14 protein-coding genes are annotated in these 15,269 nt (G+C 66.0%); 7 read left to right on the top strand and 7 right to left on the bottom strand.

The genetic code is table 11. The annotated features are described in order from the left end of the window. Positions 1-20: 20 nt before the first annotated feature. Entirely contained in the window at positions 21-1,331 is a 1,311-nt protein-coding gene (locus MP11Mi_RS05835) for an LCP family protein (protein ID WP_420041354.1), read from the bottom strand. 88 nt (positions 1,332-1,419) lie between these two features. Further along, a complete protein-coding gene (gene serS, locus MP11Mi_RS05830) occupies positions 1,420-2,676 on the bottom strand; it encodes a serine--tRNA ligase (protein WP_420041353.1) in 1,257 nt (418 codons plus the stop codon). A 75-nt stretch (positions 2,677-2,751) separates the two neighbouring features. Between serS and MP11Mi_RS05825 the strand changes: the two genes are divergently transcribed. Continuing rightward, on the top strand, positions 2,752-4,026 hold the full coding sequence (locus MP11Mi_RS05825; RefSeq protein WP_420041352.1) for a septum formation family protein: 1,275 nt from the start codon (positions 2,752-2,754) through the stop codon (positions 4,024-4,026). 6 nt (positions 4,027-4,032) lie between these two features. Next, on the top strand, positions 4,033-4,383 hold the full coding sequence (locus MP11Mi_RS05820) for a metallopeptidase family protein (RefSeq protein WP_420041351.1): 351 nt from the start codon (positions 4,033-4,035) through the stop codon (positions 4,381-4,383). Positions 4,384-4,386: 3 nt separating this feature from the next. Here MP11Mi_RS05820 and MP11Mi_RS05815 read toward each other — a convergent pair whose 3' ends face one another. Then, the gene (locus MP11Mi_RS05815; protein ID WP_420041350.1) at positions 4,387-5,034 is read right to left on the bottom strand and encodes a histidine phosphatase family protein; all 648 of its coding nucleotides are present in this window, start codon (positions 5,032-5,034) and stop codon (positions 4,387-4,389) included. Between the two features lies 1 nt (position 5,035). After that, positions 5,036-5,959, bottom strand: a complete 924-nt coding sequence (pheA, locus tag MP11Mi_RS05810) for a prephenate dehydratase (protein ID WP_420041349.1) — start codon at positions 5,957-5,959, stop codon at positions 5,036-5,038. A 151-nt stretch (positions 5,960-6,110) separates the two neighbouring features. Here pheA and MP11Mi_RS05805 point away from each other — a divergent pair, with 151 nt between their 5' ends. Together MP11Mi_RS05805 and MP11Mi_RS05800 are read left to right on the top strand one after the other, a co-directional pair. Beyond that, entirely contained in the window at positions 6,111-6,872 is a 762-nt protein-coding gene (locus tag MP11Mi_RS05805) for a DUF2470 domain-containing protein (RefSeq protein WP_420041348.1), read from the top strand. A 76-nt stretch (positions 6,873-6,948) separates the two neighbouring features. Next, positions 6,949-7,707, top strand: a complete 759-nt coding sequence (locus tag MP11Mi_RS05800; protein WP_420041347.1) for a CPBP family intramembrane glutamic endopeptidase — start codon at positions 6,949-6,951, stop codon at positions 7,705-7,707. Between the two features lie 283 nt (positions 7,708-7,990). Here MP11Mi_RS05800 and MP11Mi_RS05795 read toward each other — a convergent pair whose 3' ends face one another. Beyond that, positions 7,991-8,638, bottom strand: a complete 648-nt coding sequence (locus tag MP11Mi_RS05795) for a TetR/AcrR family transcriptional regulator (RefSeq protein ID WP_420041346.1) — start codon at positions 8,636-8,638, stop codon at positions 7,991-7,993. A gap of 15 nt (positions 8,639-8,653) precedes the next feature. Further along, positions 8,654-10,261, bottom strand: a complete 1,608-nt coding sequence (locus MP11Mi_RS05790; RefSeq protein ID WP_420041345.1) for an MBL fold metallo-hydrolase — start codon at positions 10,259-10,261, stop codon at positions 8,654-8,656. Positions 10,262-10,385: 124 nt separating this feature from the next. Between MP11Mi_RS05790 and MP11Mi_RS05785 the strand changes: the two genes are divergently transcribed. The 3 genes from MP11Mi_RS05785 to MP11Mi_RS05775 are packed head-to-tail and all read left to right on the top strand — an operon-like array spanning position 10,386 to position 12,761. Further along, entirely contained in the window at positions 10,386-11,141 is a 756-nt protein-coding gene (locus MP11Mi_RS05785) for a lysophospholipid acyltransferase family protein (RefSeq protein WP_420041344.1), read from the top strand. 19 nt (positions 11,142-11,160) lie between these two features. Then, the gene (locus tag MP11Mi_RS05780; protein ID WP_420041343.1) at positions 11,161-11,925 is read left to right on the top strand and encodes a lysophospholipid acyltransferase family protein; all 765 of its coding nucleotides are present in this window, start codon (positions 11,161-11,163) and stop codon (positions 11,923-11,925) included. Between the two features lie 26 nt (positions 11,926-11,951). Then, positions 11,952-12,761, top strand: a complete 810-nt coding sequence (locus tag MP11Mi_RS05775) for an HAD family hydrolase (RefSeq protein WP_420042020.1) — start codon at positions 11,952-11,954, stop codon at positions 12,759-12,761. 14 nt (positions 12,762-12,775) lie between these two features. Here the strand turns inward: MP11Mi_RS05775 and MP11Mi_RS05770 are convergent, their stop codons facing one another. Further along, a complete protein-coding gene (locus MP11Mi_RS05770) occupies positions 12,776-15,019 on the bottom strand; it encodes a CocE/NonD family hydrolase (RefSeq protein ID WP_420041342.1) in 2,244 nt (747 codons plus the stop codon). Between the last annotated feature and the right edge of the window lie 250 nt (positions 15,020-15,269).

The following is a 15,269-nucleotide window of genomic DNA, read 5'->3' as shown; positions in this document are numbered from 1 at the left end:
AGCCTATGGCATGTTCGGCGCTAACCGCCGATCACCGAACCGTTCGATTTGGTGAGGAGGTCGTCGGGGACTTCGACGCCGCGGCTCACGTAATCGAAGAACTTCGCCGTGGTGTCGCCGGGTACCAGCGAGTCACCGTCGTCGGTCACCTGGTCGCCGTCGGTCGGCACCGTCGTGGTCACCGGGTCACGCAGACGGAACGCGAGCCACGCCAAGTTCCAGAGATGGTCGCCCTTCGCGACAGTCACCGCGTCGACCGCGCCGTTGGCGAACGGGATCAGCTTGAACGGGTTCAACAGCACGGATGGGCTCGTCGCCTTCGACATGAGCGCGGAGAAGAACTTGCGTTGGTTGACGACGCGTTCGAGGTCGGCGTTCGGGAATGCGCGGGTCCGCACGAGCCCGAGCGCTTGAGCACCGTTCAAGGTTTGACAGCCCTTCGGGAGGCGGAGCCCGGCTTTCGGGTCTCGCAACGGCATGTCGAGGCACATCTTGACACCGCCGACGCCGTCTACGACCTTGTCGAATCCGCCGAAACCGATCTCTATGTAGTGGTCGATGTGGACGCCGGAGAACTGCTCCAGCGTCTGCACCAGCAATTGCGGGCCACCCGTGTTGAACGCCGAATTGACCTTGTGGCTGCCCTGGCCGGGTATCGGCACGTACAGGTCGCGGGGAACGCTGATCAGCATCGGTTTCCCCGACGTCGGGATATGGGCGAGCATGATCGTGTCGGTACGGGCGCCGTCACTATCACCGGTCGCGAGCTTGTCCTTGTCCTCCTGGCTGAGGTCAGCGCGCGAATCGGTGCCGACGACGAGCCACGTCGTCCCCGGAGTGTCGCCGACCCGTCCCGCATAGTTGGCGAGCGCGTCGACACGGTGGAGTTTCGCGTCGTAGTAAAACATCAGCGCAACCGGCATGATCAGCAGCAACAATACGATGACCAGGATGATGCGCAGGGCGCGGCGCGGTCTGCGTCGACGCTTCGGTGACGGTGGCGGCGTCGCTCCGGCCGGCCTGCGGGGATCGTTCGGACGGCGCGGCGGCGGGGAACCGGGCTCGCCGCGTGGTCGACGAGGCGGCGGACCCGAAGGTCCGGGCTGGTGGTGCCGGTCCCGGGGCGGGACCGGCTGCGGCTGTTGCCTAGGCGCGTAGCCGGGACGACCCTGCAACGGTTCCTGGCCGGGCTGCGGCGTGTATCGCCGCTGCGGCTGCGGATCTTCCGACCACGCCAGCGGCGGACGATACGGCTGGCCGCCAGGCGCACTATTTGGCTGGCCGCCAGGCGGGGGCCGTCGCATCATCGGCGGCTCGGGCTGGTCGTTCATCCTCGCCACGTTACCGACGGCACCTGAAAACCGTCTGGGACACTCGTCCGACCGAATGGGCCGATCGAATGGATCAGCCAGCTTCGGGTTAGTTCCGAGTCAACACGTCGACGCCGACGAATCGGGCCAACTCCTCGGGCAGCCGCACAGTGCCGTCGGGCTGCTGGTGGTTCTCCAGGATGGCGACCAGCCACCGGGTAGTGGCGAGCGTGCCGTTGATCGTGGCGGCGGTCTGCGGTTTGCCGTTCTCGTCGCGGTAACGCACCTGCAGGCGACGCGCCTGATAGGTGGTGCAGTTCGACGTCGACGTCAGCTCGCGATAGGTGTTCTGCGTCGGAACCCACGCTTCGCAATCGAACTTGCGCGCAGCCGAACTGCCGAGGTCGCCGCCCGCGACGTCGATCACGCGATACGGGACGTCGATCGCGGCCAGCATGTCCCGCTCCCAGGAGAGGAGACGCTCGTGCTCGGCTTCGGCATCCTCGGGCTTGCAGTAGATGAATCCCTCCACCTTGTCGAACTGGTGGACGCGGATGATGCCGCGCGTGTCTTTGCCATACGAGCCCGCCTCGCGTCGGAAGCACGTCGACCAGCCCGCGTACCGCTTCGGTCCGCTGTCGAGGTCGAGGATCTCGTCGGCGTGATAGCCGGCGAGCGGCACCTCCGAGGTGCCGACAAGGTAGAGGTCGTCGGCTTCGAGTCGGTACACCTCGTCGGCGTGCGCACCGAGGAAACCGGTGCCCTGCATGACTTCGGGACGCACCAGGACGGGCGGGATCATCAGAGTGAAGCCGTTGGCCGTCGCCTTCGCCGCGGCCATGTTCAGCAGGGCCAGCTGCAACTGTGCGCCGAGACCGGTCAGGAAGTAGAAACGCGACCCGGACACCTTGGCGCCGCGTTCCATGTCGATCAACCCGAGGTGCTCACCGATCTCGAGGTGGTCTTTCGGGTTCTCGATTCGGCGCGGCTCACCGACGTGTTCGAGGACGACGTAGTCGTCCTCGCCGCCCGACGGAGTCTGTGTCGAGACGATGTTCGAGATCGCGCGCTGGCACGTGGTCGCGGTCTCCTCGGCTTCCTTCTGGCGGGCGATCGCAGCCTTGGCCTGGTCAGCTAGGGTCTTGCCGCGCGTGAGGAGCTCAGCCTTCTCGTCGCCGGACGCTTTGCCGACCAGCTTGCCGAGGGACTTCTGCTCGGTCCGGAGCGCATCAGCGTCGGCGATCGCCGCACGTCGATCGACGTCGGCTTGCAACAGTCGGTCGACGAGTTCGGGGTCTTCGCCTCGTGTGCGCTGTGATGCGCGGACGCGGTCGGGATCTTCACGCAGGATCTTCAGGTCGATCACCCTTGGAAGCCTACCTGGGCGTGTTCGTGGCCCGGGGGACGACATAGCCGAGGCCGACCAGGCATGATGGAGACGATGACTTCTGACAGCGACCGACCGGGAGGCGGCGACGAATTGTCGCCGCAGGATGCTGACGCCGACTCGGTGTTCGACGCCGCCGATGAGACGGCCGACGACACCGTCGACGACGGCCAATACTTCGGTGATGCCGAGTACGAGAACGACGAGGAGTTCCCGGACGAGGAGTTCCCGGACGAGGAATTCACGGACGAGGACGACCCAGACGCTGGAACTCGGCGCCCCCGACATCGCATGCTGCTGATGTTGGCGGCGATTCTCCTCGGAGCGGTCGTTGCGGGCGGTGTGCTCCTGGCCAAAGGCGGATTCGCCGACCACGGCAGCGTCGGGTCGACGGTGATCGGCGAGGGCAATGCGCTCATCGAGAACGATTTCACGCGCTCTGAACCCGGCGACTGCCTCCAATGGGACGACGCCGCCGTCGGGGAGCCGACCCTCACCGACTGTGCCAAACCGCACCGGTTCGAGGTCGCGGGCGCGCTCGATACGGAGACGTTCCCGACCTCGGAGTTCGCTGCGTCCGCCCCGTGGCCCGGTCCGGAACGCTTCGGCGCTATCCGCGACGAGAACTGTCCCGCGATCGTCGACCGGTATCTCGGCGGCGGACTCGACCCGCAGGGACGCTTCGCGTCTGGGCTGATGTTCCCGTCGAAAGTCCAGTGGGAGAAGGGGGCGCGCGTGTTGCGCTGCGGCATCGAGCAGCCGGGCGCCAAGGGGGTCCAGGAACAGTTCGCCGGACGCGTCGCCGACATCGACCAGTCGTTCACGTGGCCGGTCGGCACGTGCGTCGGAATCGACAAGGCCACTCGGAAAGCCACGAGCGATGTCGTCGACTGCTCGGAGCCGCACTCCTTCCAGACGACGGGCGTCGTAGATCTGGCACAGCGTTTCGGCGGGCGAGACTCCGGAAAGGCGTGGCCGAGCGCGCGCGACCAGAACGAGTACCTGACGAAGGTCTGTCCTACCGTGACTAACAAATTCTTCGGTGGACCGTCGAAGCTCGAGGACACCACACTCAACGTGCAGTGGTCGGTGATCTCGGAGGTCAGCTGGCTCACCGGTAGCAGGCGCGTGGTCTGCTACACGGCGCTGCCCGACCGCGGCGGCTTCGCGACCCTCGTCGGCGACGCGCGTGAACAGGTGCTGATCAACGGCCAAGTGCCAGTCCCGCCGGAAAAAGGTCCGCCCGGACGGTCGGTCGGTTCGCCGGTTCCGCTGCCGCCCGGCTACAACCCGGACAGTAGGGAGATTCCCGCCCCTGCGGCGGGATGACACCGCATGCCCGTATCGATGTCGAACCGACGGTTCGAAGAGCTCGTCGGTGATGCCCTCGACCTGCTTCCGTCCGAACTCACCGACGCGATGTCGAACGTGGTGATCCTGGTCAACGCCCACCACCCGGACGACCCGACGATCCTCGGGCTGTACACGGGCGTCTCACTCACCGAGCGCACCAACGAGTATTCGGGATTCTTGCCGGACACGATCGAGATATTCCGTGAGCCGCTTTTGGCGATGTGCTCGACACCGGACCAGGTGCGTCACGAGGTGGCGGTCACCGTACTGCACGAGGTCGGCCACCATTTCGGCATCGACGATCGGTGGCTGCACGAGAACGGTTGGGGCTGACGCTCAACCCATCGGGTCTGCGGGGCTCCCGTCGCCCGCGGGCAAGTCGGCGGCGCCCCACTGGGTGACCGTCCACCCGCCTTCTCCTGACTCCAGGACGATGGACCCGGTGTTCGGTAGGAAGTTCTTGAGGGCGAACTCCGAGTCGATGCCCGACAGATGGGCGGCGATCAACCGGATCGCCGCCCCGTGAGAGACGAGGTAGACGTCGCGACCTTCACCGGTCACGTACTTCGTCGTGAGCTCGTCGATCACCGGAAGATAGCGCTCGTGCAGCATCTCCAACGATTCGCCGCCGGGCAGCCGAGCGTCGAGTTCGCCGTGATGCCAGCGGGTCACGACATCGTGGAACACCTTGTGCGACTCGACATCGGTCTTCCCCTCCAGGTCGCCGACCTGGACTTCGTGTACGCCGTCGACGGCGACGGTGTCCGCGTCCCAGACGGACGCGATCATGTCGGCAGTCTGGCGTGCGCGGTTGGCGACCGAGTGGGCGAGGACGGCAGGCCTCCCGTCTGGATGCTCCAGACCGAACCGCACACCTTGGCGGGCGCCGAAATCGGTGAGCGACGCGCCGGGGAGTGCAGTGTCGAGAATCCGCATCACGTTCGACGTGGTCTCGCCGTGTCGGACCAGGTGGAGCCGGGCCATGTCAGTGGTCTCCTTGCAATAGGTTCGCGAACCACTCGTGGGACTCGCGGTGGTCAGGAGGCTCGGCCGCGGCACCGCGGTCCTTGGGCCACGATCCCAGGTAGATCACGTTCTCCGCGGCCCGATGCAGCGCGCGCAGGGCTTCGCCGATGGCCGCGTCGTTCACGTGTCCGCACGCGTCGAGGTAGAAGCGGTACTGGCCGGGTGCGCCCGCACCCCGCGGACGCGACTCGATGCGGGTGAGGTCGATGCCCCGCATCGCGAATTCGTTCATCGCCGACACCAGGCTGCCCGGGGTGTTGGGGAGGTCGAGGATCACGCTGGTGCGGTCGGCTCCGGTTGGCGGCGGCGGCGGTCCGGGCGGCCCGAGGAGTAGGAAGCGGGTGACGGCGTCGTCGGCATCGGCGACACCGTCGGCGAGCGTGACAAGGTCGTGGAGTGCAGCGGCCGCCGCCGTGGTCACCGCCGCATCGGCGCGGCCCGCTTCGACGTCGGCCGCGGCGCCCGCGTTCGACGTCGCGATGACGAACTCCGCGTTCGGGAACTTCTCGGCGACGCTGCGCCGGACCTGCGCGGAGGCTACTGGATACGCCGCGATCGTGGTGACCGCGTCGTCGGCGATCGGCTCGCGGGCGGCGACTCGGAACGCGATGTCGAGGGCGACTTCGGCGTAGGCCTGCACGCGAGTCTGCCCGTCGTGGGGGACGAGCGCGTCCATGGTTGCCGGGACGGCACCTTCCAGGGAACTCTCGATCGGAACGCAGCCGAAGTCGGCTTCGCCCGCCCGGACGGCGGCGATCACCGCTAGCGGGCTTCCCAGCGCGCGCTTGTCGGCGGAATCGGCGTCGGAACGGGCGGCGAGGATCGCGTCGAGCGCCATCTCGGTGAAGGTGCCTGCGGGACCGAAGTAAGCGAAGACTGGCACGTCTCCACAGTAGTCGAGGGTGCGGACCCTTGTGCTCGCCGTGAACCGAAGCATTGACGCATACCGATGCAGGAACTAGGTTAGGCATACGTAAGTTAGGGTTGCCTATATCACCGAGGTTTGGTGCACGAGAAGAATGCTGGAGGATCCCATGGTCACGATCGTTGCCCCCTGCGACGCCGAGATGATCCAGACGGCCTGCCGTCGCGCACGGGGCGGAACCCTCTCTGTCGACGGTTCCGCGTCGGCCGACGCGTGCGACGACGTCGCGATGATCCACCTCTTCGAAGGCGACGCATTTCTACTCATCGCCGACGACGCACCAGCGTTGGCGGTCGCAGGAGACGACCACGAGTCGTCGGCTGTCGTTGAGGTGATCGACTGCGCGCCACTTCAATTGCGTGAGCGTGTTCGGGCGCTGGTGTGGTTGACCGGGGAACTGCACGAAGTCCCGATGGAGCTGCAGCGCGAACTGGCCGTCGAGATCGCGGGCGATCACCCCGACGAACGGCTCCTCGATGTCGGGCACGGCTATTCGATGGTCCGGATGGAATTGGCGACGGCCGTCATCGCCACGTCGACCGGAGCCGGTGCGGTCGACGTCGACGAGCTCGCTTGCGCCGAACCCGACGTGTTCTGGGCTTACGAGAACGACTGGCTCGCTCATCTCGAATCCGACCACGCCGACCTCATTCATCAACTGGCGCGGCGAATCCCGGCCGCGCTGCGCTGCGGGCGTGTCCGCCCGCTGCGGCTCGACCGTTTCGGCCTGACTTTCCGCGTGGAGACCGCAGACTCCGACGAGGACGTCCGCCTCCCGTTCAGTCGCCCCGTTGGTCGGGTCGCTGACCTCTCGGCCGCCCTCCACGCGCTCGCCCTGCACCCGGAACTCGACCACCAGTCGTCCTACTGACCGCTGCCGATCGTCCGCAGCTTCGCCGCTGATCGAACCGAGTCGAGATCCCCCGTAACCTGGCACGGTGCAGGTGATGCGAGTCGATGACCCCCGTGAGCGTCGGGCGATCGTCATCGAGTTGGTCCTCGTCGGGATCTTCACCTTCGGGTTCTCCGGACTGTCCGCGATTCTGGCGTTGATCGAGATGCAGGTCGGTGCGGGCGTCTCGGAGACGACGGTCGCGCTCAATCCGGCGACGTCGTCGAACGCCGCTATCGACGTGGTGCGTCAGCTGATGCGGATCGTGCGGCTGTTCGCGATCGGAGCGCTTGGCGTCTATCTGCTGTGGCGCAGCGGATTCCGCGCATCGGCGTGGGGAATTGGCCGACCTGCGGTCCGAGATCTTCCGCCCGGTCTCGGGCTGGCCGCCCTTATCGGACTGCCCGGGCTAGCACTCGTCGCCGCAGCGTCCGCGTTCGGCTTCAACGCGGGTCTCGTGCCCGCATCCGGCGACGCTTCGTGGTGGCGCATCGTGCTCCTGTGTCTCGTCGCGGTCGGCAACGCGGTCGCCGAAGAAGTGATCGTCGTCGGCTATCTGATGGTGCGGTTGAAACAGCTCGGCGTCGACGGCGGTGTGAGCCTCGCCGCGTCGTCGCTGTTACGCGGCTCGTACCACCTGTATCAGGGCGTCGGTGGAGGAGTCGGCAACATCGTGATGGGGCTGGTGTTCGGTCGCTGGTATCAGAAGACGGGGCGTCTGTGGCCGCTGATCGTGGCGCACTCAGTCATCGACATCGTGGCGTTCGCCGGCTACGCGCTGCTCAGTGACCATCTCGGCTGGCTGGGACTGTGAACGTGTGCGGATCGGGGAAGCGCGGCACAGGGTCGAGTGGGCGGACCGACTCTGTCCCGTGCCGCGCTCCAACGATCCGAGTAGCTCCCTCCCAAGAGCCCCGATTTCCACCCGGATCGAGCCTGGCGGGCCGCCTGTGGAATCCTCGACAGCCGCGCGTGTGAGACTAGATAGTCTCACTTCGGTGTAAACGTATCACGAGGTTACCCCTACCGCTAGGTTCGTTATCGGTCCGAGCAGGCTGGTACGAACGCGGTGCGTGGCGAACCCGCGTGTTCGATTTTCAGAACGTCTCTTTGTCGGCTACGAGTCGCAGAAGCATGTCCGACAGCAGCTCGATGATCTCGCTGCGGGCGGGCCGTTCCTCCGACGTCGCCCACCGGTGAACCACCGCGGTCAGCGACCCGATGAACGCCGTCGCCCGATAGTCGATCGTTCGACACGACGAGTTCGGCAGGCTCGCGACCAGGTACGCGATGTACTTCGCCCAGTCGTCGCGTCCGGCGATCCGATGTTTCTCCATGGTCTCAGAGATGCCGCCGACCTCAATGAATAGGCAGCGCACAAGTCGTGGGTCGGTGGCGACAGCGTCGATGTACGCGGTGATCGCAGCATGCGCGACAACACTCAGATCCGATCGGCCCGCAGCGACCACGGCCGCCGTGACGCGGCCGCGAGCCATCCCCTGAATACCGTCGTAGATCTCGGTCATCAGGTCTTCGCTGCCGGAGAACTCTTCGTAGAACTGCCTGCGCGACAGTCCGGCTTCGGCGCACAGCGCCGAGATCGTCGCACGTGCGAAGCCGACAGTGCCGAACAGTTGGAGGCCGGCCTCGTGGAACCTGGCCCGCCGGTCGGCGCGGCGGTCGGCGAGCGACCGGCCGCCGTACGATCGTGCAGCTTCGCCCGGACGGGGTGAACGGCTGGTCACGGCGTCTTCATCGACTCATGACTCCGCTCGCTCCGAGCGCAACTCGTGTCCCTTGGAGGTCAGGCAGCGTCCACTCGCCAGATCCCACTGCCACCCGTGGAGATTGCACGTCAGCTTCTCGCCTTCGACGACGCCGAACGCACTCAGGTCGGCCTTCAGGTGCGGGCAGCGTCGCTGGATCTTCCAGCCGTCCAGTTCGATCGAAGCCTCGTCGTCGTGCGCTTCGTTGAACCAGCCGTCCGCGTACGCGATCCGCTCGTCGGTCAAACATTTGAAGAAGGTGTACAGGTACTCGTTGTAGCCGCCGATGCGCCATGTCGTGAACCGCGTTGACAGGAAGATCGTGTTGACCCAGTCCGGTTCGTCGTCGCGCAACACCGTGCGGACCAATTCGGCGGCAATCCGGAAGCCGTAGCGATACTTGCCGTCGCCCTCCACCGGCATGCGGACGGTCCGCTCGGGGAAATCAAGGACGAACGTTTGCGCGTCCGGCCCCTTCGGATCAGTCCCCGCCGGGAAGACCACGAGTCCGACGGGGTATCCGATACCATCCGAGATCAGGTCCGACGCCGCCATGATCGGCTCGAACAGCGTCTTCAACTGGGGGAGGAGCGGTTCGCCGTCGGCTGCCGCCCACGTCGCCTTCTCGGCCGCGATGATCGGCGCGAACTTCTCCTTCATCGAATCGAGGTACGCCTTCTTGCCGTCGCCGAAAATCTGTTCGGGCGGGTACGGGTGCGAGAGTTCGAGGAGTTCGTCGCCGCGGAAGTCGGCTGCCGACCCCGACACCATCATCAAGCCTCGGTGACGTACACCGTCGTCGGTGCCGTGGATGCGCATCTGCTCCAGGAAGTCGGCTTGGTCAGGGAAGATGCTCGCCTTGTCGGAGTCGCTGCCGGTGTTGAAGTCGTTCAATGAGTACAGGTCGTCGTCCAGGAACATCGGCGGACCCGCCGACGGGACGACCCAGGTGGCGTCGACCTGTTCGATGTACGAGCGAGCCCGGTCCATTCCGCGCTGACGTTTTTGCATCGCAAAGTTGGCCTTCGACTTGCGGGGGATGTCGTAGACCATCGGATACCAGATGGCGCCTGAGTACTGGAGGAGATGGACGTCGACGCGGCCGAACTGTTCACGCACCACGTCGAGGTCGACTGGGCGCGCATCGTTCATGTTGAAGCAGACCGTCTCACCGTCGTCGACGATCAGGCCGGAGTCACCGATCGGACCGTCGGCAGGTGCGCGCAACGCGATGATCATGACGTCCAGGTCGCCCTTCGGGCCCGAGACGCGATGCTTCTTCGAGTCGTCGGTCTCCAGGAACTTGGTGAACCCGAGCCGCTCCAGCTCACGCTTGAGATCTGGTACCGGGTAGTCCGGCAGCAGGACGGTCGCGTCCTTGTTGACGTTCTCGATCAGGTTCTTCTCGTCGAAGTGATCCCGGTGAAGGTGCGAGACGTATAGGTAGTCGCAGTCGCCGATGGCCGTCCAGTCCAATTCCGTGTTGTCCGGAAACGGGATCCACGACGCGAAATAGGCCGGATTCACCCAGGGGTCACAGACGATGGAGCCTGCCGCGGTCTGGATGTGGAAGCCGGCGTGGCCGATGCTCGTGATCTGCACGGGGCTGGTGCCTTTCGATGGGGACTGCTACCGGTCCAGCTTATCGCCGCGTCGCACCGCACTTCCTGTGGGCGCGGCCCCAGGCGATATTCATCGGTCGCAAGTCCCGGCTACGATCACCCCTATGGAACCCGTGTACGCGTCAGTCGTGTCTACCGCTCGCCTGCTATGGCTCGCGCAGGGACTCAAGCTCGACATCTCGGGGGTCGAACACGTGCCAACCGACGGTCCCGGAGTCGTCGCGTTCAACCACACCGGATACCTCGACTTCACGTTCGCGGGAATCCCCGCATTCCTGCAGGGGCGTCGCTACGTTCGCTTCATGGCGAAGAAGGAGGTCTTCGACAACCCGGTCGGCGGCCCGATCATGCGGTCCCTCAAACACATTCCGGTCGACCGCGGCAACGGGGCGCAGAGCTATCGGGACGCGGTTGACTATCTCAAACGCGGTGAACTCGTCGGCGTCTACCCGGAGGCGACGATCAGCCGGAGCTTCGAACTCAAGGACTTCAAGAGCGGTGCGGCTCGGATGGCTCTCGAGTCGGGCGCGCCGCTCATTCCGACCGTCGTGTGGGGTGCGCAGCGGATCTGGACCAAAGGGCATCCGCGCAACATGGGACGCAGCGGCGCGAAGATTCTGGTGGGAGTCGGGGAACCGATCGAGCCGGAAGGCACCCCGGCGGAGCTGACCGCACGCCTGCACGAGTCGATGCGCGCCAAGCTCACCGAACTGCAGGACGCGTACGGTCCGTACCCCCCGGGTGAGTTCTGGGTCCCTGCCGCGCGCGGCGGCGGAGCTCCGACGCTCGAGGAGGCAAACGCGATGGACGTCGCCGACGCTGAGAAGAAGGCGCGTAAGCGCGACGAGCGTGAGGACTGACCGAGGAGGTTCACCGGCGATGGAGCCCGTGTATCGGACCCTGGAAACGATCGCTGTCAGTATCCGCGCGGTGCAGGGAACCCGCCTGCGCTTCGACGGACTGGACAACATCCCGGCCGGCGGCGGCGTACTGGCGATCAACCACACGGCGTACGCGGATTTCCTTCCTGTCGGTCTCGCGTTGAAGGAGCGCGGCCGCCGTGCGCGTTTCATGGTCAAGTCCGAGGTGATGGACCTGGCGATCATGAGGTTCCTCGTCGCTCACACCGGGAGTGTCCCCGTCGACCGGTCGGCCGGATCGGAGGCGTACCGCGCGGCAGTCGACGCACTGGAGAACGGTGAACTCGTCGCTGTCTATCCGGAGTCGACCATCAGCCGGAGTTTCGAGCCCAAGGAGTTCAAGACCGGGGCCGTCCGGATGGCGGTCGAGGCGGATGTTCCGGTGGTTCCCGTCGTCGTGTGGGGTGCTCAACGCCAGCTCAGCAAGGGCGTGAAACGTAATATCGGCCGCGCGCACATCCCCATCCACGTGGCGTTCGGGCGACCGGTGACGTTCGCCGGAAGCGACGGCGACGTCGTCGCCGCAACACATCGGCTGCATGAGCTGATGGTCGCCGCGCTGCACCGCGTCCAGGACGGGTATCCGGACGCGCCAGCGGGCGTCGACTGGCTCCCCGCACGACTCGGCGGAAGCGCCCCGACACCAGAGGAGGCTCTCGTCATCGAAGACGCGGAAGCTCAGGAGAAGGCCGCGCGGCGCGCGGCGAAACGGCAGGGCGAGTGAGCGGCGACAAATTCGGTCCTCCCACGATGATCGCGTCCGACGTCGACGGCACCCTCATCGACGATCACAATCAGATCACCCAGCCGACGCGCGACGTCCTGGCTCGAGCGGCCGACGCGGGCGTCGAGTTGGTGTTGTCGACCGGGCGTCCCCCGAGATGGGTTCCCGAGATCGCCGAGCAACTCGCCGCGACACCCGCCGCCGTGCGGTACGCGGTCTGCGCCAACGGTGCGATCGTCTACGACGTACGCGACGACGCCGTCCTGTTCGCTGCCGAACTCGCGCCCGACGTGCTGGAGTCGCTGCGCATGGTGTGCATCGAACTCGTCCCGGGCTGCGGTCTGGCCGCTGAGCGGGCGGGCACCGTCGAGCACGACGCGGCGACTCCATCGTTCGTGGCATCGGCGGGATATGAGCACGCCTGGCTTAATCCCGACCACGTGGAGGTCGCTGACCGTCACCTCACCGAGATGCCCGCGGTGAAGCTACTCGCGCGCAAGCCCGGCATGAGTTCGAACGAGATGGCGGCGCTGATCACCCCGTACATCGGTGACCTCGCGGAAGTCACCTTCTCCATCGACACCGGGCTCATCGAACTCTCGGTGCCCGGAGTGCACAAAGCGTCCGGCCTGCAGTGGCTGATTGCCAACACCGACGTCGCGGGATCGTCGGTCGTCGCGTTCGGCGACATGCCGAACGACGCCGAGATGCTCCGCTGGGCGGCGCACGGTGTCGCCATGGGCAACGGCGACCCGGTCGCGCTCGCCGCCGCCGACGAGACGACCGGCACCAACTCCGACGACGGTGTGGCCCAAGTCCTCGAACGCTGGTTCTGATCGACTGGGCTGAGTCAGCCTCCGTTGAACGCCCGGTGGTAGACCCGGCATTGTTGGCCGCGAAGGGAACCGCACTGCGGGCGGACCGGCATGCCGGAGTGGGATACGACGGGCAGCTTGATGAACGACCGGGACAGGTCGATCGTGTCGACCACGCGGCCGCCGGTGCGCGGAGTGTCGAACTGCCACGCGGCCAGGTCACCGCCAGGAGCGCTGATCAGGATGCGGATGCGTGATCCCTTAGCGAACGAGTGCATCACCGGATGAATCGGAATCGTCATCTGGTGCAAGCCCGGGGTCATCGGTCGTGACGTCGTGTAGTCCGGCTTCGTGCCGTCGCCACGGTGACTCGATCGGAGGACGCCGGTACCGATCGCCGTTTCGTGTCCACTCGCCGACACTTCGGTGAGTGTGACTTGAAGGTCGGTCGCCGGTGCGCTGCTCTTGACGTTCAGTGTCACGGAGCCGTCGCCCAACATGAGTTGATCCGATGTCAGGGGGGCACTGATGAATCCCAGGCCGCTTTGACCCGGAGCCTGCTTCCAGTCGTAGTTCGGGGAGGTGCCCCACGCGGCCGCCGTGTCGACTGATGCGTCAGCGAGCGTGTTGAGCGGACGGTTCACCGGGTTCGGGCGGAACGAGATCTCGCCGCTGCCTGCCGTCGCACTGAGCTTTCCGTTGCCGCCGAGGTAGAGGCGTTCGGCTCCGGCTTCACCTGGCCAGGACCGGAACGATTTCTGCCACGGCGACGACAGTCCGCCTGCTCCTGCCGAGCCGGCGCCGTTACCGTACAGTGCCCGCACCCGCGGGGTTCCGGCGATGAACCGCGATTTCGCGGTTTTCAGGTTCGGCGAGTCGGCGAATCGCACCGGCGGTATCGGCTGTCCCGGGGCGTTCGTCGCAGCCGGATAGACTGCGAGCCCGAGCGGAGCCATCGCCGGTGGAGTGCGCGGCACTTCGTCGGCGACGAAGATCTGCAGGAACTCCGCCCACCGCGACAGGATCTGCGGGCCGAGCGAATCGAAGTGGCGGCCGTTGATGATGTTGGCCCACACCTTTGGGTTGTGCGTGAGGGCCCCGAGGACGTCGACCCAGGCGGGGCCGGTCTGCTCATCCTGCGCGGCACCGCTGAGGAACACCGGAACATCGATTTTGGACGCCCACTCCGGGATCGAGCGCTCCTGGTAGACCGGTGCCGACGCCAGCGGATTCTGGTCGATCAAAGCGAACGGGTCCTGCGTCTGTAGACGGAGCTTCTGGTTGGCGGCGCAGACTTTGTCGCCGCCGTCGATGCGGCCCTTGACCCACGGCTGACCGCCGGACGGACCCGGCTTCGCGTCGTCGACCCGTTCCTGCAGCCACGACTTAGCGAAACCCTTGTTGAAGATGCCGCCCGGTCGGCCGGTCGAATAGAGGTCGCCGGTGGTACTCATCGGGGCGATCGCAGCGAGGTGCGGCGGCCGGGTGCCCGCCGTGTACATCTGGGTGATGCCGGAGAACGAGATGCCGACCATGCCGACCTTGTTGTTCTTCGCCCATTTTTGGCGACCGATGGTCTCGATCGCGTCGTATCCGTCCAGCGCCGTCACGTGATCGAATAGACCGAAGTCGCCGCCACTACAACCGCTTCCACGCATCTGCAGGCTCACTGTGGCGAAGCCGAGCATCTGCGGAGCCAACGTCGCACCGACGATCACCGAACTCGCGGGCGCCTGCGGATCCGATACACCGACCTTGTCGCCGATCGCCCCTGCGACCAGATCATTCGGTGCGGCGTTCTGGTAGCCGGAGTACTCGACGACGGTCGGGAACGGGCCGTCGGAAAGCTTCTTGCCGTACGGGAGTCGAACTGTCGCCGCGAGTGTGACGCCATCCCTCATGCGAATGTAGTTCAGTCCTTCGTGCATCTTCTGGTGGTACAGCGACGAGTTCGGCGGCGGCGAGTCGACGGCGGTCACCTGCACGGAGCGGGGTGCGATGCCCGCACCTTTCCACGTGTATGAGCCCGGCGAGAGGTGCCGCACGAGCAGTGAACCCAGCCGGTCGCTGACGCCGGAACCCACGGTAGATCCGTCGGCTGCGACCAACGTCAGCGCGGTTCCTGGCCGGGTGTCGGTGATGTACGCCTGTTCGACGCCGCCGCCGACGTTCGCGCTGCGGCTCGGTGCGGCCCACGCGGCCGGCGCGAGCACCGTCGCTGCGGTCGCCGCAGCCACCCCGACCATCCCGAGCCTGCTCAGGAGACTGCCTATGCGCATACCGTTCCCACCTGCCGTCTCAGCCCACACGAATAACCCGATCGATCGATCAACAGATGTGACCGTACTCACCAGAGTGGGCGGATTGCAAGGGGTTGCGCATTTTGGCTCAGATGTGTGGGCGAGCACGATCGCGGTGTAGCGGCGCCGACTGGGCCGTCGGTCGATCGAATGACGAGGTTGGAACGGTGCGCCCGGTCGCCACGACGTAGTAGGTGCGCCGAACGCAGAAAGCTGAAGACATCAGGTC

The organism is Gordonia abscondita (assembly GCF_032711245.1).
GTDB lineage: Bacteria > Actinomycetota > Actinomycetes > Mycobacteriales > Mycobacteriaceae > Gordonia.
The sequence above is the reverse complement of the archived record's forward strand: the minus strand, read 5'-3'. Positions and strand labels throughout refer to the sequence as shown.